Annotated in this window: 17 protein-coding genes; 14 read left to right on the top strand and 3 right to left on the bottom strand. The window is 42.6% G+C overall.

Features of this window, described 5'->3' with window-relative positions; all coding sequences use genetic code 11:
* The first annotated feature begins 40 nt into the window (after positions 1 to 40).
* Entirely contained in the window at positions 41 to 1699 is a 1659-nt protein-coding gene (locus tag WHS38_08880) for a fatty acid--CoA ligase (protein MEJ5301085.1), read from the top strand.
* A gap of 53 nt (positions 1700 to 1752) precedes the next feature.
* Here WHS38_08880 and glgA read toward each other — a convergent pair whose 3' ends face one another.
* On the bottom strand, positions 1753 to 3243 hold the full coding sequence (gene glgA / locus WHS38_08885) for a glycogen synthase GlgA (GenBank protein ID MEJ5301086.1): 1491 nt from the start codon (positions 3241 to 3243) through the stop codon (positions 1753 to 1755).
* A 229-nt stretch (positions 3244 to 3472) separates the two neighbouring features.
* On the opposite strand from glgA, the gene ispG reads away from it, so the two are divergent.
* Both ispG and WHS38_08895 read left to right on the top strand, forming a co-directional pair.
* Positions 3473 to 4549 (top strand): flavodoxin-dependent (E)-4-hydroxy-3-methylbut-2-enyl-diphosphate synthase, encoded by a 1077-nt coding sequence (gene ispG / locus WHS38_08890; protein MEJ5301087.1) that lies wholly within the window; start codon positions 3473 to 3475, stop codon positions 4547 to 4549.
* Positions 4546 to 6861, top strand: coding sequence for a bifunctional (p)ppGpp synthetase/guanosine-3',5'-bis(diphosphate) 3'-pyrophosphohydrolase (locus tag WHS38_08895; protein ID MEJ5301088.1), 2316 nt, complete (start codon positions 4546 to 4548; stop codon positions 6859 to 6861). Before ispG ends, WHS38_08895 begins: the two co-directional genes overlap by 4 nt.
* Here WHS38_08895 and WHS38_08900 read toward each other — a convergent pair.
* Positions 6837 to 7811, bottom strand: coding sequence for a hypothetical protein (locus WHS38_08900; GenBank protein ID MEJ5301089.1), 975 nt, complete (start codon positions 7809 to 7811; stop codon positions 6837 to 6839). The two genes, WHS38_08895 and WHS38_08900, sit on opposite strands and share 25 nt — an antisense overlap.
* A gap of 175 nt (positions 7812 to 7986) precedes the next feature.
* On the opposite strand from WHS38_08900, the gene WHS38_08905 reads away from it, so the two are divergent.
* From WHS38_08905 to WHS38_08935, 7 genes are all read left to right on the top strand, one after another.
* Positions 7987 to 8163 (top strand): hypothetical protein, encoded by a 177-nt coding sequence (locus WHS38_08905; GenBank protein ID MEJ5301090.1) that lies wholly within the window; start codon positions 7987 to 7989, stop codon positions 8161 to 8163.
* Between the two features lie 187 nt (positions 8164 to 8350).
* Positions 8351 to 9046 carry a Crp/Fnr family transcriptional regulator gene (locus WHS38_08910; protein MEJ5301091.1) on the top strand — a complete coding sequence of 232 codons (696 nt, stop codon included), beginning with the start codon at positions 8351 to 8353 and terminating at the stop codon, positions 9044 to 9046.
* Positions 9047 to 9051: 5 nt separating this feature from the next.
* A complete protein-coding gene (locus WHS38_08915; GenBank protein ID MEJ5301092.1) occupies positions 9052 to 9660 on the top strand; it encodes a flavodoxin family protein in 609 nt (202 codons plus the stop codon).
* Positions 9657 to 10436, top strand: coding sequence for a TIGR02757 family protein (locus WHS38_08920; GenBank protein MEJ5301093.1), 780 nt, complete (start codon positions 9657 to 9659; stop codon positions 10434 to 10436). Before WHS38_08915 ends, WHS38_08920 begins: the two co-directional genes overlap by 4 nt.
* An 86-nt stretch (positions 10437 to 10522) precedes the next feature.
* The gene (locus tag WHS38_08925; GenBank protein ID MEJ5301094.1) at positions 10523 to 10774 is read left to right on the top strand and encodes a glutaredoxin family protein; all 252 of its coding nucleotides are present in this window, start codon (positions 10523 to 10525) and stop codon (positions 10772 to 10774) included.
* The gene (locus tag WHS38_08930; protein MEJ5301095.1) at positions 10771 to 11091 is read left to right on the top strand and encodes a ferredoxin-thioredoxin reductase catalytic domain-containing protein; all 321 of its coding nucleotides are present in this window, start codon (positions 10771 to 10773) and stop codon (positions 11089 to 11091) included. Before WHS38_08925 ends, WHS38_08930 begins: the two co-directional genes overlap by 4 nt.
* A 97-nt stretch (positions 11092 to 11188) precedes the next feature.
* The gene (locus WHS38_08935) at positions 11189 to 11650 is read left to right on the top strand and encodes a ferritin family protein (GenBank protein MEJ5301096.1); all 462 of its coding nucleotides are present in this window, start codon (positions 11189 to 11191) and stop codon (positions 11648 to 11650) included.
* 14 nt (positions 11651 to 11664) lie between these two features.
* Here the strand turns inward: WHS38_08935 and WHS38_08940 are convergent, their stop codons facing one another.
* Positions 11665 to 12327 carry a DedA family protein gene (locus WHS38_08940; GenBank protein MEJ5301097.1) on the bottom strand — a complete coding sequence of 221 codons (663 nt, stop codon included), beginning with the start codon at positions 12325 to 12327 and terminating at the stop codon, positions 11665 to 11667.
* 207 nt (positions 12328 to 12534) lie between these two features.
* On the opposite strand from WHS38_08940, the gene WHS38_08945 reads away from it, so the two are divergent.
* The 4 genes from WHS38_08945 to WHS38_08960 all read left to right on the top strand — a co-directional run bounded on the left by WHS38_08945 (position 12535) and on the right by WHS38_08960 (position 16379).
* Positions 12535 to 13671 (top strand): branched-chain amino acid ABC transporter substrate-binding protein, encoded by a 1137-nt coding sequence (locus tag WHS38_08945; GenBank protein MEJ5301098.1) that lies wholly within the window; start codon positions 12535 to 12537, stop codon positions 13669 to 13671.
* A gap of 73 nt (positions 13672 to 13744) precedes the next feature.
* Complete coding sequence (locus WHS38_08950) at positions 13745 to 14650, top strand: branched-chain amino acid ABC transporter permease (GenBank protein ID MEJ5301099.1); 906 nt, start codon at positions 13745 to 13747, stop codon at positions 14648 to 14650.
* Positions 14647 to 15612 carry a branched-chain amino acid ABC transporter permease gene (locus WHS38_08955; GenBank protein MEJ5301100.1) on the top strand — a complete coding sequence of 322 codons (966 nt, stop codon included), beginning with the start codon at positions 14647 to 14649 and terminating at the stop codon, positions 15610 to 15612. The genes WHS38_08950 and WHS38_08955 overlap by 4 nt, the downstream gene beginning before the upstream one ends.
* A complete protein-coding gene (locus tag WHS38_08960; GenBank protein ID MEJ5301101.1) occupies positions 15609 to 16379 on the top strand; it encodes an ABC transporter ATP-binding protein in 771 nt (256 codons plus the stop codon). Before WHS38_08955 ends, WHS38_08960 begins: the two co-directional genes overlap by 4 nt.
* Positions 16380 to 16383: the final 4 nt, after the last annotated feature.

The following is a 16383-nucleotide window of genomic DNA, read 5'->3' on the forward strand; positions in this document are numbered from 1 at the left end:
CTCTTTACTTTGTCACAATCAAACCAAGAGGGAGGGAACTATGCCACCTAGGATCATCACAAAAACCGCTTCCGCTTATGATTTTCCGCTTATTATCAAACACATTTTAAACACGCCAAAGCGTATAGCAAAAGACACGGAAATTGTCTACAGGGATCTTAAACGAATGACCTATGTCGAGCTCTTTGAAAGAATTGGACGTCTCGCTAATGTGTTATCTTCTCTTGGAGTCAAACCTGGAACGGTCATCGGCGTAATGGATTGGGACTCGCATAGATATCTGGAATGCTACTTTGCAATCCCCATGATGGGAGCAGTGCTTCACACAGTGAATATCAGGTTATCTCCTGATCAGATTCTCTACACTATAAACCACGCAGAAGACGAAGTCCTTCTTGTCCATTCGGACTTCCTTCCCATAGTTGAAAAAATAAAGCCGCAACTCCAGACTGTAAAACATATCGTACTGCTTCAGGATATTCCTCAACCGGTTCAGACATCTCTTGAACTTGCGGGTGAATACGAAGATCTTCTTTCCAAGGCATCACCCAACTATGATTTTGAAGACCTTCCCGAAAACACAATGGCAACCCTATTCTATACCACCGGAACGACGGGTCTTCCGAAGGGCGTATATTTCAGCCATCGTCAACTTGTGCTTCACACTCTTGGAGCTTCCGCTCAGGCTATCCTAAAGCCCGGTGGAGATGCCTTCCATAGAAAAGACGTTTACATGCCAATAACTCCTATGTTTCATGTTCACGCCTGGGGACTTCCTTATGTTGCGACAATGATGGGATGTAAACAGGTTTATCCTGGTAGATACGAACCTGAAATGCTTCTTAAGCTTATAGAAAAAGAAAAAGTTACTTTTAGTCACTGCGTGCCAACTATATTACACATGCTTCTTTCTCATCCAGCGTCTAAAAATGTTGATCTAAGCCAGTGGAAAGTTATCATCGGAGGTTCTGCTTTACCGGAAGCGTTGTGTAAAGCAGCTATGGAGCGTGGTATAGATGTGATAACAGGATACGGCATGTCCGAAACCTGCCCTGTGCTGACTCTTGCATACCTTCAGCCCCACATGCTCAATTGGGGTGTAGATGAACAGGTAAAAATCCGAACAAAAACCGGTATGACAATACCTCTTGTAGATATTCAGATCATCGACCCTGAAGGCAAACCACTTCCCAACGATGGCAAATCAACTGGTGAAGTGGTGGTTCGATGCCCGTGGTTGACTCAAGGATATTTCAAAGATCCACAAAAAAGTGAAGAATTATGGACCGGAGGATGGCTCCACACGGGAGACGTTGGATATATCGACCCACAGGGTTATCTTAAAATAACCGATCGCATAAAAGATGTTATAAAAACAGGCGGGGAATGGATTTCATCTCTAGACCTTGAAAATATCATCCTGAAACACGAAGCCGTAAGCGAAGCTGCAGCCATTGGAGTTCCCCATGAAAAATGGGGTGAACGTCCCGTGGTGCTAGTGGTCTTAAAACCTGAATATGCAGGAAAAGTAACAGAAGAAGACCTCAAGAAAGTATATATGGAAGCAGTTGAAAAAGGCTCAATATCCAAATGGGGAATACCTGACAGGATTCTTTTCGTGGATGCTATACCCAAGACCAGCGTAGGAAAACTGGATAAAAAGGTTATGCGTCAGCATGTCCAAGAAATGATTAAATAAAAAGCTTATATCTTCCCCATCCTCGCCGTTCTTAAGGTGAGGATGGGAATTTTTTAAGGCTTTCTTCGTATAGCTTCATAAACTTCCAGATAGGACCTAGCAGATCTATCCCATGAATAATCCTTTTTCATACCGTTAATCTGGATCTTTCTCCATAGAGTCTTATTCTCATAAAGCTTTAATGCATCCTTTAACACTTCCCAGAAAGATTCAACTCCGTAAGCGTAAAACTTAAACCCCGTTCCGCCTTCCGGGTGAAGCAACACATCATCTACAGTATCGTCAAGTCCACCTGTAGCATGGACTACCGGCACGGTTCCGTAGCGAAGACTATACATCTGGTTTAATCCGCAGGGTTCAAATCGAGAAGGCATAAGGAAGATATCGGCTCCAGCTTCGATCTTATGAGAAAGAGGCTCATCAAAGTCAAACACAGCAGCGCATCTGGTGGGATATTCCTGTTTCAGGCGAATAAAAAGTTCCATAAGCTCTCGTTCACCTTTGCCGAGGATAACCAGAGCTCCATTATGCTTAAAAAGAAGAGGAGCAATTTCGTAAATTAGATCGTAACCTTTCTGGCGAGTAAGTCTGCCAATGGTGGCGCAGAGAGGGACATCCATCAAATCGAGCGGAAGTCCAAGAGTTTGCAAAAGATCTTTCTTACAGGCTCTTTTGCCTTCAAGATTGTCAATACTGTAGTGAGCAACAACAAAGGGGTCGGTTGCAGGGTTCCATAGATCTGAATCTATACCGTTAAGAATTCCCACAAGTCGATCACGCCGATTTCTAAGCACCCCGTCGAGTCCGTAACCGTGTTCTGCGGTTTGAATCTGTTCTGCATATCGAGGACTTACCGTTGTCACAAAATCACTGTAAACAATTCCCGACTTGAGAAAATTGCACTGTCCCCAATATTCCATACCTTCCATTGTAAAAACATGGTGAGGAAGGTGAGTAAGAGAAAAGAAAGTTCCAGGAAATATGCCCTGAAAAGCTAGGTTGTGAATCGTAAGAATACATGATGTCGTGGCAAATCGAGGGTCGGAACGCCAGTGATGAACTAAATAGGGTGCTACGAGAGATGCTTGCCAGTCGTGTATATGAAAGATATCAGGAAACCAATCGGTATGAACACAAAGGGCATAAACAGCTCTACAGAACAAAATAAAGCGTTCAGCGTTATCTTCATAATCACCACGTTGAGGATCGGGATTTCCGTAAAGGTAAGATCGATCGAAGAATTCATCCTTTTCCAGAAAATAGACTTCAATGCCCGGATCAATAACAGTTCTCCAGAGATAAACGGTAAAGTGATGGATGCCCACAGGAATAAAAATTTTATCAGCTATCATTTCGACGTTTCTATATTGTTCAAACCACTGGGACTTAACCTCTCTATAGAGCGGCATAAATACCTTCACTTCACACCCAAGCTTTCTCAAAGCCTTAGGGAGACTTCCCATAACATCAGCTAGTCCACCAGTTTTAGCAAATGGTAGCATCTCCGATGCACACATTAAAACCTTGATCGGGTTTCTCTTCATCGGCACTCCCCCTTCACAAGTCCTTCGCTTCTGGGTTTTTCTTCTTTACGATTTTTCATCTCTAGCACACAATAAAGATGAAAGAAAGATAAGGAGTGTAGTTGCAACGAAATACTGGATTAAAGTAAACATGGAAGCCCAACAAATTCTGTTACAGTCTACTAGTTGTAAAAAAGTGAAAAGGGTTGCTCTTTAAAACCATACTTGTTTAGCAATGGAGAATAAAAGCATGATCGGAAACGGACGTCGGCAGAGCTTAAAAATAAACATCGGAGATGTTGCTATAGGAGGCGATGCACCGATTGTTGTTCAGTCCATGACCAACACGGACACCAGAGACTGGAAATCTACTGTGGATCAAATAAAAAGGCTCGAAGAACGAGGGTGCGAAATTGTGCGAATTGCCATCCCCGATATGGAAGCGGCTGAACAAATTCCTAAAATAAAAAAAGCTGTTTCTATACCGATCATAGCCGACATACATTTTGATTTTCGCCTTGCCTTAGAAGCTCTCAAAGCTGGAGTCGATGGTTTAAGGATTAATCCTGGTAACATTGGAGGCTTTGAACGAGTCAGAAAAGTAGTTGAATCAGCTAGAGAGCGACAAGTTCCCATAAGGATTGGGGTAAACAGTGGATCTGTCGAAAAGGATCTTATAGAAAAATACGGAGGACCTACGCCCGAAGCTATGGTTGAAAGTGCTATCAGACATATTAACATGCTGGAGGCTCTAAACTTTAATCTCATAAAAATCTCTCTAAAATCATCCAGCGTGCTTGATACTATAGAAGCATACAGACTGCTGGCAAAAAAGATCCCCTACCCTTTTCACCTCGGTGTTACAGAAGCGGGCTCTCCTGTCCAAGGAGCAATTAAATCTGCTCTCGGAATTGGTATCCTCCTCTATGAAGGCATAGGTGACACAATTCGAGTGTCCATCACAGGACCACCAGAAGAAGAAATTCCCATAGCTTACGGTATCCTGAGGGCTCTGGGACTAAGAAAACGAGGAGCAGAAATAATCAGTTGCCCAACCTGTGGCCGAACAGAAATTGATCTAATACGAATAGTTAGAGAAGTGGAAGAACGACTAGCCAAAGTAAAGACGCCTATCAAGGTTGCCATTATGGGATGCGTTGTAAATGGACCTGGAGAAGCTCGAGAAGCAGACGTTGGTATAGCCGGGGGGCGTGGCAAAGGGATTATTTTTAAAGAGGGAAAACATATCCGAAGCGTCCCAGAAAGCGACCTTACAATCGAACTTATTAAGGAAGTAGAGAATATTACAGGGGAGAAGATTTTGTGAAACAAGAATCCGTTTTTTTCTTCCAAATCGTTGACAAAATTCTGGACTACCATCCAGAAGCTAACACTCGTCTTCTAGAAAAGGCTTATGTATTCTCCGCTCGGGTTCACAGGCATCATTTTCGAACAAAAGATATTAAGTCGCTAAACGGTAATAGATCCAGCTTCCTGGTTCATAATCTTTCAGTAGCATCAATTCTTTCGGATATGAAACTTGATGAAGAAACCATTGCCTCGGGTATATTACACGATGTGGTTGAAAAACTTGGAACCGGGGAAAACGATCCACTGACGGTTTTAGGCTCCACCTTTTCACCAGACATTGCTCGCATTGTGGACGGAGTCACCAGACTAAACCGCCTGAACTACGCTCAGAAAGGAGATACAAAGGAAAAAGAAGAAAAAGAGCACCGAGCAGAATACTTCCGAAAAATGCTTCTCGCTATCTCCAAGGATATTCGGGTCATCTTCGTAAAACTTGCAGATCGTCTTGACGAAATAAAAAGAGCCGTGAAATTCTTGAACGATTTTCCAGACAAAAATCTTCGAACGCCAGATATTATTAATCTCGCTCAGGAAACCCTGGATGTCTATGCACCTCTCGCCGCTCGACTCGGCATAGAATGGTTAAAAAAAGACCTGGAAAATATTTCCTTTCGCATTCTTGAACCCGAAGCCTACCGTAGTATAGTGCAGAAGTTAGCAATAACGGAAGAAGATCGGAATCGTTATATAGAAGAGGTCAAAAGGCTGCTCTACACCATTCTAGCACATCACGGTATCGAGGCTCAGGTTTTGGGACGCCCCAAGCATATTTACAGTATTTACAGGAAAATGCTCGCCCAGCGGATTGATCTCAATAGAATTTACGATCTCATCGCTTTCAGGATCATTGTAAAAAAGGTTGAAGATTGCTACGAAGTTCTGAGCATTATTCAGAGCCATTGGGAACCTGTCCCCGGAAGATACAAGGACTTCATTGAACGCCCTAAACCAAACGGCTACCAATCCATTCACACAACAGTTATTGGACCTTACGGCGAACCAATGGAAATTCAGATTCGCACCGAAGAGATGGACAAAGTAGCAAATGAAGGCGTGGCGGCTCACTGGCTTTACAAAGAAGGAAAAGCTGATCCTTCCAGGATAGCCGAGCAAACATGTTACCTCACTCTTCGCAACATTCTCGAAGCTCAAAATACACCGGAGCACTTGAAGGAAGCTTTCCGTCAACTCGTAGATAAAGAACTATTCCCAAACGAGGTTTACGTTTTTACGCCGGCAGGCGACATAAAAGTTCTTCCTAAAGGTTCAACACCTGTGGACTTTGCTTACCATATACATACAGAACTCGGGCACAGATGTATTGGAGCGCGAGTAAACGGCGAGATCAAACCTTTAAGGTATGAATTACAAAACGGCGATGTAGTGGAAATTATCACATCGAAAAAGCAAAGACCCAGTAGAGACTGGTTAAACTTTGTTAAAACTTCAAAAGCTAAAAGCCGCATTCGTCAGTGGCTTAAAGTTGAAGCTTATGAAAGAGCTCTTATTGAGGGAAAGGAACTCTGCGAGCGGGAGTTCAGGAAAAAAGGAATCTCCCTGAACGAGTATCTCAATTCTCCAAAATTACTCGAAGTGGCTCGAAGTTTCTCTCTTGGATCCGTCGATGACCTGCTGGCTAACGTGGGATTCAAGAAAATAACACCCTTACAGATCCTTGGGCGTCTTGCTCCGGAAACACGGGATAGGAAAGGTGCAGATGATGTTCGGGTTCAGCCTGAAGAAGCTATCCCGCTAAAAAAAGAAACACACGCCCAGGAAGGAAGACTCTCCAAATCCTTTGTAAAAATACTGGGAAGTGGGGATTTACTCACGCGGTTTGCTCAATGCTGCAATCCTTTGCCTGGAGAACCCATAGTGGGCTACATAACGCGAGGTCGAGGTGTCACAATACATCGCAAAGACTGCCACAACGTAAAGCAGGCTGAAAAGGAAAGGCTCATTGATGTGGAATGGGATCCTCTTCTCTGGAAGCATCATAACGCAAAAACTAAAACTCCAACTGAGCAAACCCCATACATTGTTCCTCTGCGAATTGTTTTCTCCAACAAGAAGGGTTCTCTTGCAACCATTAGCCTGGCTCTCGGTTCTATGGATGCAGAAGTTGTTGACGTTCATGTCCGTCCACTTCCGGATGGAACCCACGAAGGACATCTCAAAGTTGCTGTAAAAGACGTTGAACACTTAAAGAAAGTGCTCTTATTGCTTAGAAGTGAACGGGAAATTTACGAAGTAGAACGTGTATCCTGAAGAGGCTTCTTTCCTAAATAGATTTTTACTATTTCTCTGGCTTCTTCGGGATGTCGGAATTTTACAGTGTGCCAGAGTTTTCGGCAATCATCCCAGGAGAGATTTTTCGTCAGGAGGTAAGCTGTAGCTTCGTCATCAAGATGGGGAAAAGATCCTTTCTGGGGTTCTAGTTCATTTTTATTGAGTAATTTAACAAAAATTAGACTCTGGGCTGCCAGAAGATCCGCGAGAGGCTCATTCCAATTCGGATGAAACATAAAAAGTAGAGTCAACCGATCGCCGGGACCAAGCACCTGTTTTAATCCAATGCGTTCTTCTGTCTCACGGCGTAAAAGGAAAACAATCTCAATTCGGTTTCGACAATGAATGAGTTTTCTAAGGTGTCGAGGCAAAGCAAAATGGATATAGCCTGCTTCCACATAAAGCTTTGAAGTGGTTGTTGCTCTAACAGCGAGAGATTCAGCTCTCATCTTATCTCTCAGGCTGATCCGCTCTGCATCAGCTTTAGCAAAGGTTTTTACCGATTGCACCACATCCTCAAAAGTGCCGATCAATGACATGCGGTAAAAATTAAGTAAAGCCGCCGTGGTTTTTCTCTCAATCTGGTATACTTTGCAGTGAGTGCTAGATGGATCAATACCATCGGAGGTTCCTCCGCTTGCGAAAAATTCATGAATCCAGGCGAGATGTTCCATATAAGGATCCACTTGAACAATAGATTTACCATGACAATAAAGCCGACGGTAAAGTTCACAAGAGGCTCTGGCAAATTCAGGAAACTCATATTCTGCTTCTCTAACATAATCCTTGACAGACACTTCACCCCGCAACATAGCATCAAAAAGCGGATGGGGTGGTTCTTCCAATGCAATGATATCATGTTCCCACATAAGCTTTTCTGCTCTACTCAAAACCTCTAACCTGTGAGTAGAAAAAGCTATGGTTATCATTTTATGTTTCCTTCTTGTTTAACAATATCCTGACACTACAACTTAGCTCCTCAATTAATCTTTTACATTTTGACCCAGTTCAAGTTATTGTGATAAAAATTGCATGAAAACCTGCACGTTATAAAAAAGATAGCGACTAACTCCATAGGAACAGACTCAAAAAAGGAGGCATCCCATGAGAGAAAAAAAAGCAGAGATTCTCGAAAAGATTAAAGCTAAAGGACTAACCATCGATGCAGTTGCAGAACAAATGAAGTTTGATCCAAACATTCTTAAGCTTTATCTCGCAAGCGACGACTATCCAATTCCTTCGCGAATTATCGAAAAGATTGAATCTGTCCTGGCAGCGTAAAGAAAAATCCAAAACTTAGTAACTGAGCTCAGGGTTTCAAATCAAGGGGCAACATCTGTTGCCCCGAAAAGATCGATTCATAGCGATATAGTTTAGCTTTTCAAAAACAATTGGCTTGCGTTTATAACTAAGACAGACTCGTGTTAAGTGATATAGTAAAGGATTACACCGTAAAGGCAAAAATTAAGTGAAAGTAAAAGACGCTATTCAACTTGTGCCAATATTTGCTTCCCTTGATCCTAATTCCAGAGAAGAGCTGGCTGAATTTTGCCTTATAAAACACTATGGGAAAGGAGATATCATATTTCACGAGGGAGAAAAGGCTGGCGGTTTTTTCGCTGTTCTTTCAGGTTTGGTAAAAATTTTTAAAACCTCTTGGGAAGGAAAAGAACAGATACTCCATGTATTCGGTCCCTATGAAATTTTCGCCGAGGTGCCCGTTTTTCATGGAAAAACTTACCCGGCTTCAGCCGAAGCGCTGGCAAATACCGATTTACTCTTTGTGCCCAGGGATTCTTTTATTAACTTTCTTCGCCGACACGGTGATGCGGCAATTCAACTTCTTGCAATTCTTTCAGAACGGCTTCGCATCTTCACACGAATAATTGAGGATTTGTCATTAAAAGAAGTTCCTGCGCGGCTTGCATCCTACATTCTTTATCGTAGTGCTCAAGAGAAAGGAAGCAACACAGTAAAACTTGACATCCCTAAAAATCTTCTAGCTGGTCTTTTGGGAACAACACCGGAATCTATCTCCCGCGTTTTTACAAAGATGAAACAAACTGGATGTATTGATATATCCGGACGTAATATCATTATCCAGAACAAAAAATTTCTTGAAAGACTTGCTCTTGAGGGAAAGTGGATAGAGGAAGAGGACTAAAAACCATGTCAGAGATTCGTATAACAGCCATTTATGGAAGCCCGAGGCGAGAAGGAAACACGGCAAGGTTACTTCGTTCTGCAGTAAAGGGTATGGTAGACAGCGGTGGACTGGTTACGGAATTTTTCCTGCGTGATATGAATATCAGTCCCTGTCTGGAAATTTACGGTTGCAAGCAAAATGGGCGATGTGTCATACAGGACGATTTTCAAAAGATCGCTGATGCTATTGAAATATCCGACGGCATTGCTATTGCCTCCCCGATATTTTTTTACACCGTAAGCGCGCACACAAAGGCTTTTATGGACAGATGCCAGTCCTTCTGGGTTAAGAAATACTGGATAGACCGCGTGCCCTTCGGAAGCCGAAATGACAGAAGAGCCGGGCTTTTCATATCCGTTGGAGCCACAAAAGGGCAGAAGCTCTTTGAAGGGGTTCTTCTTACTGTGCGATATTTTTTGGATGCTGTGGATGCAACTTTATGGAAAAGTCTTCTCTATCGCGGTCTTGATGCTCCAGACGACGTGCTTAAAAACCCTTCCTACCTCGATGAAGCCTACGAAACAGGAAAAGCTTTTGTTGAGTTTCTTCGCAACAAAAAGAAAAATCCATGAAGACTGAACGCATTTCGGAGGTTCTTGCTCTTATTCCCAGAGTTTATCGGGTGTATCACCATCGTGAGTTTATAGGTTTTGATCCTGTAGGTTTTTTACAGCTTTATGCCAATAAAGAAGACAGAGAGATTGTGGCTTTAGTTGCGGCTTTGCTGGCGTTTGGTCGAGTTGAACAGATTCACCAAAAAGTGGGAAAGATTCTGGAACTAATGGTGCCAAGTCCAAGAATATGGGTAGAACGGTTTAAATCTTCCAAATGGCAACACATAAACTTCTGCCACAGATTTGTTAAGCGAAACGATCTTTTTGGATTGTTTGAAGGAATGAAAAATATCATCAATGTTTGGGGAAGCCTTGAAGCATGCTTTGGGGAATGCTGGACAAAGAGTGAGTCCAATCTAAGCAAAGCTGTTAGTCTCTTCAGAGCTATCCTTATTGGAAATAACGGCGGCTTAAAAAATCACATGCTTCTACCCGATCCATCTAAAAAAAGCCCCTGTAAAAGATGGATGTTGTTTCTGAGATGGATGGTGCGCTGCGATGAAATTGATCCTGGAGGATGGAAATGTCCTGCTCCAAAAGACCTTATTGTTCCCGTGGATGTTCACATGGAGCGAGTCGCACGCAGACTTGAGCTTTCAAAACATAGAACCATAGATTGGGTTATGGCTGTAGAGATTACTGAAACACTCAAACTGCTAGACCCCGAAGATCCCGTAAAATATGATTTTTCTCTAACGCGATGGAGCATGGACGGATTTCCAGAACTGGAATAGCTTTTAAGAAAACTATACTGACAAGTGTTTCGAGAAGTCCTATTGTTAAATACCACACGGTAACCCACAAACCAAGGAGGCTGACCATGGCTAAAAAAGTTATGCTTTATGCTCTGAGCACCTGCATCCATTGTCGAAATACCAAAGAATTTTTGAAAGAATGTGGAGTAGAGTATGACTGTATTGACGTGGATACCTTAAGCGGTGAAGAACGAGAACGTGTTGTGGAGGAAGTGAGAAAGCTCAATCCCAGCCTTACCTTCCCTACTCTGGTCATTGGAGATGAAGTAATCGTTGGCTTCAGAAAAGAGAAAATTGAGGAGGCGCTGAACAAATGACCCCTGAAGAACTTTACGAAAAACTCAAACCTATTCAGGAAGCCAAGGGATATTTCTTCAACAAAGATAAAAATATGGTTATGCAACTTCTTGAAGGACTCCTTATAAACAAGGAGCGTTATGGATACATGAGCTGTCCATGCAGGCTAGCTAGTGGAGATAGAGAAAAGGATAAGGATATTATATGCCCTTGCATTTATAGAGAGCCTGACGTTAAAGAGTATGGAAGTTGTTATTGTGGGCTCTATGTATCTAAAGAATGGAATGAGGGGCTGATTCCTCATGTTTATGTGCCAGAAAGAAGGCCTGTAAAGTAGCAAAAATCAAGAAGGTCGCTAATACCATTTGTTAAAAGTGGTAAGCGACCTTTAATCAACTTATAAAATTTGGTGCCAAGAGAGGATACAATCAGGTATGTATACTCCTGGTGAAATACTAAACCTGGCGATATTAATTGAAGAAAACGGAGAAAGTTTTTACCTGGACGTAGCAAAACTTGCTAAGGATCCTCAGACAAAGCTTCTTTTAGAAAGACTGGCGAGAGAAGAACGCATTCACAGAGAGCGGTTTCTCGAGCTCAAACGAGAGATTGACAAAGCTTATAAACCCGACGCCGTGGAAAAAATATCCCGCTTTCTCACGGCGGAAGCTATAGGAACAAGGCTGTTTTCTCTGGAATCACAAAAAGTAAGCTCTATCTCAAGTATCGAGGAAGCTATCCAGCTTGCCATAACTCTGGAAGAAGATTCTTTGATTTTCTACGAACTTCTAAAATCTCTATCCGATCGCACTGATTCTATTCAAATACTTGATCGCATAATTTCAGAAGAGCAATCTCATATGGTTACTCTTAAAGAGATAGCCAAAAGTCTGTAAGCAAATTCTAATTTTTAACTGTCGCTGACTTTACAAGAAACTGTCTTGCTTCTGTCAGCACGAATGGTAAGAGCTTTAAACAGTGCAGGAAGCAAAGATACAACAATTATGCCAACTATGACGACTGAAAAATTTTTCTTCACAAAAGGAAGATTTCCAAAATGATAGCCAATCCAGGTAAGGGATAACGTCCATAAAAGACTTCCAAGAGCATTGTAAAACATGAACTTTGCATAGTTCATGCGCCCTATACCAGCTACGAAGGGAACAAAGGTTCTAAAGATGGGCAAAAACCTTGCGATAACTACAGCCTTTGCTCCATAACGTTCATAAAAAGCATGAGTAGAATCAAGATGCTTTTTGTTAAAAAAAAGCGATTTTTCCTTTGAAAACACTTTAGGACCAACAAATCTCCCAATGTGATAATTTGCCACATTACCCAATATAGCGGCGACGCTCATAACAGAAGATGCTACCCATGGATCTAGAAGCCCCCGAGCTGAGAGAGTTCCAACGGCAAAAAGCAAAGAATCCCCCGGCAGAAAAGGCGTTACTACAAAACCCGTTTCAGAAAAGATTATAAAAAAAAGCACTACATAAATCCATATCCCAACTGACTGTAACAGTTTTTCAAGATAGACATCCACACGAAGAATTAAGTCAATAAAATCAGACATCTTTACCTCCACATCAATCGCAAAAATTTTCTAACATTGTGCATCCTATCATTTCAACCTGATCATAAAAAGCTCTATTTAAATGGCACAAGTATTTTTGAATAGACCACCTTCTCTGGTTGACAGCGCAAAATCGTTTTTGGTTTATTAAGACGGTCTAAACGTAGGGGAATTTCTGTAAATAAAACCAAAAAAGGAGGAAAGGTTATGGCACGACGGTGGTTTTACGCTTTTGTTGCAATTCTAAGTGTTTTTTTGTTGTTTAAGCCGTCTTACAGCGCGGACAATATTAAAATAGGTCTCATGGCTCCAATGACTGGAAAGTGGGCAAGCGAGGGACAGGAAATGAAGCAGGTGCTCGATCTTCTGGTTGAAGACATCAATTCCAAAGGTGGTATTAATGGAGCCAAGGTTGAGCTTATAACGGAAGATGACGGTGGGGATCCTCGCACGGCAGCTCTTGCCGCTCAAAAACTCGTAACCCAAAAGGTAGTTGCAGTCATAGGAACTTACGGCTCATCAATAACAGAGGCTTCCCAGGGTATTTTCAATGAAGCCAGGGTTATTCAGATTGCAAATGGTTCAACTGCTATAAGACTCACAGAAAAGAAACTCCCTTATTTCTTCAGAACCTGCCCAAGAGATGATGAACAGGCAAAGGTGGCTGTCCAAACCATTAAAAAGATAGGTGCTAAAAATATAGCTATTCTTCATGACAACACCACCTACGCAAAGGGTCTAGCAGAGGAAGCAAAGGCTATTATTGAAAAGGAAGGTGGAAATATAAAGGTAGTATTTTTCGACGCCTTAACACCAGGAGAACAGGATTATACGGCAATTCTGACAAAGCTTAAAAGTGCAAATCCCGATATGGTTTTCTTTACCGGATACTACCCAGAAGCAGGATTGCTTCTCAAGCAGAAGAAAGAAATGAAGTGGGATGTGCCCTTTATGGGAGGAGACGCTACAAATAACCCGGATCTTGTAAAAATAGCAGGAAAAGAAGCGGCGGCTGGGTTTTATTTCCTGAGCGCGCCTCTCCCAAAAGATCTTCCTGGTGGAGAAGCTAAAACGCTACTCAATGCTTTCAATCAAAAATATGGACATCTTCCAAACTCAATATATGCTGTCCTGGCTGGTGATGGTTTTAGAGTAATCGCAAAGGCGATTGAAGCAACAAAGTCAACCAATCCAGACACACTGGCAAATTACCTGCACAAAGAACTAAAAGACTTTCCAGGGTTCACCGGAACCATTGCCTTTGACGAAAAAGGCGATCGTGTTGGGGAAGTCTATCGTGTGTATAAGGTTGACGAAAACGGTCAATTTGTTTTACAGCCATAGTGCTTTGTAAGATCCCGTAGGGCGAAAATTTTCGCCCTACCTAATCCTAAATAAAGGGGAATGCCAAAAAATAATGGAAAATTTCCTCCAGCAGCTTTTGAACGGTCTATCTCTGGGCGGAATTTACGCGTTGATCGCTCTGGGCTATACCATGGTTTACGGCGTTCTGAAGTTAATTAACTTCGCTCATGGCGATCTCTTTACTATCGGATCCTACATCGGATTTACTCTTTTGGTCTCATTTGGTCTTGCTAATGTTGCGGGACCTATAGGCGCACTTATCGCGATTTGTGCAGTCGTCATGTTGTCAGTTGCTTTCCTGGGGGTTTGTCTGGAGCGAGCAGCTTACAGACCGCTCCGCCACTCCCCCAGACTTTCTGCTGTTGTTTCAGCCTTAGGAGCATCCATATTTCTTCAAAACGCTGTAATGCTCATATACGGAGCCAAATTCCACGTTTATCCTCAGGGGCTCATCGCAAGATCAAGCCTATCATTGTTTGGACTTTATTTGCCCCTTGTTAAAGTTTTTGTGCTCCTTGTCTCCCTGTTAGTTATGGCTTTACTTTACATCTTCATTCAAAAGACCTTAACAGGTGCTGCCATCAGAGCTGTGGCTATAGATCATAGAGCTGCTCAACTGGTGGGAATAAACGTGGATCGAGTCGTAACACTGGTTTTTCTTATAGGTCCCGCGCTTGGAGGATTAGCCGGTTTAATGGTTGGGCTCCTCTACGGTCAAATTACATTCACCATGGGTTGGCTTTACGGACTCAAAGCCTTTACAGCAGCAATTCTCGGTGGAATTGGAAATATTCCTGGAGCAATGCTTGGAGGAATCATCCTGGGGATAATCGAATCCATGTCATCGGCTTATTTATCGGTAGCATGGAAAGATGCTGTCACTTTCTTTGTGCTAATTCTCATACTCACCGTTAGACCAACGGGAATTCTCGGTGAACGAGTAGCGGAAAAGGTATGAAAAAACTATCGATATCTGTTTCTCCACTATACATCGTTCTGGCGGCTGTTTTAGTTTTGCCACCATTCTTAGATCCCTACTGGGTCGATCTTTTTAACAATATAGGACTTTACGCCACACTGGCGATAAGCCTTAATATCATCGTCGGGCATACAGGGTTATTTAATCTGGGTCATGCTGCTTTTTATGCCATCGGAGCCTATACGGCCGCAATAATTAATACCCACTACCATATTCCCATGTTGCCTATGATACCTCTTTCGGGCATAGCTGCAGGACTTTTTGCCTTCGTTGTTATGCGTCCTATCATTCACCTTAGAGGAGACTACCTGTGTATAGTCACTATAGGGATTGGAGAAATTGTCAGAATAGCTCTTATTAATAACATCTTCGGCATAACGGGTGGAGCTAACGGAATATTTGGCATATCAAGACCCGAAATCTTTGGCTACGTTATAAGAACTCCCCACCAATTTTTTTACCTGATCTGGGCATTTCTGCTGATTACTATTGTAGTTTTTAAGCGACTGGAACATTCAAGAGTTGGTAGAGCTTTAAATTGTGTCCGGGATGACGAAATTGCCGCTCAAAGTAGTGGCATCAACGTGGCATCCTATAAGCTCACAGCCTTTGTTATCGGGGCTATCTGGGCTGGCATGACCGGAAACATCTTTGCTTCAAAAATGACCATAATCTCCCCGGAATCTTTCAGTTTCTGGGAATCGGTTATTATGTTTGCCATTGTTATTCTGGGGGGAGCTGGAAGTATTGAAGGGGTTATAGTTGGATCCCTCCTGATAATCGGTCTTCCGGAAATCTTTCGTGGGCTTTCAACCTCAAGAATGCTTGTTTTTGGACTGGCGATGATTGTAATGATGATTTTAAGGCCCCGAGGACTCATCCCACCGAAGCTAAGACGTTACAACCTGAATGGATTAATAAAACAGGACGCTTCCTCATGACGATTTTAACTGTCCAGCGTATAACAAAAACCTTCGGAGGTCTTGTAGCAGTAAATAATGTCTCCTTTGACATTGAAACAGGTTCTATAGTTGGGCTTATTGGTCCAAACGGAGCCGGCAAAACCACGGTTTTTAATATTATAACCGGAATATACAAACCAGATAAAGGAGATGTCGTCTTTAACGGCCAGTCTCTCGTGGTTAAAAAATCTCACGAAATTGTCAAACTCGGTATAGCAAGAACCTTTCAAACCATTCGCCTGTTTTCCCAGTTGAGTGTTTTAGAAAACGTGCTTGCCGGCTTTCACTGCCGAACAAAATCGTGGGTTTTTGGAGCCATACTGCGTCTGCCGAGACAACAAGAGGAAGAACGACAGAAAATAGAAGAAGCTTTCAAAATATTACAATTTGTCGGTATCGAGCAATACTACGATCTTCCGGCTGGAAGTCTTTCTTACGGCAACCAGAGGCTCCTGGAAATAGCCCGTGCTCTCGCCACATCACCACGCCTTCTCATCCTTGACGAGCCTGCAGGAGGAATGAACGAGAAGGAAACTGCGGAATTGATAGAACTTATCCGTAAGATCCGCGATCATGGCATCACTATTCTTCTTATAGAACATGACATGAACGTTGTTATGGACGTATGTGAAAAAGTAGTGGTTCTGGAATATGGTTCGAAAATCGCCGAAGGAACGCCCGAAGAGATCAGGAGCAATCCAAAAGTCATCGAAGCCTATCTGGGAACAGGCGACAACGGAGCCTAGAAAA

The organism is Thermodesulforhabdaceae bacterium (genome assembly GCA_037482015.1).
In the GTDB taxonomy this organism is placed as follows: Bacteria; Desulfobacterota; Syntrophobacteria; order Syntrophobacterales; family Thermodesulforhabdaceae; genus JAOACS01.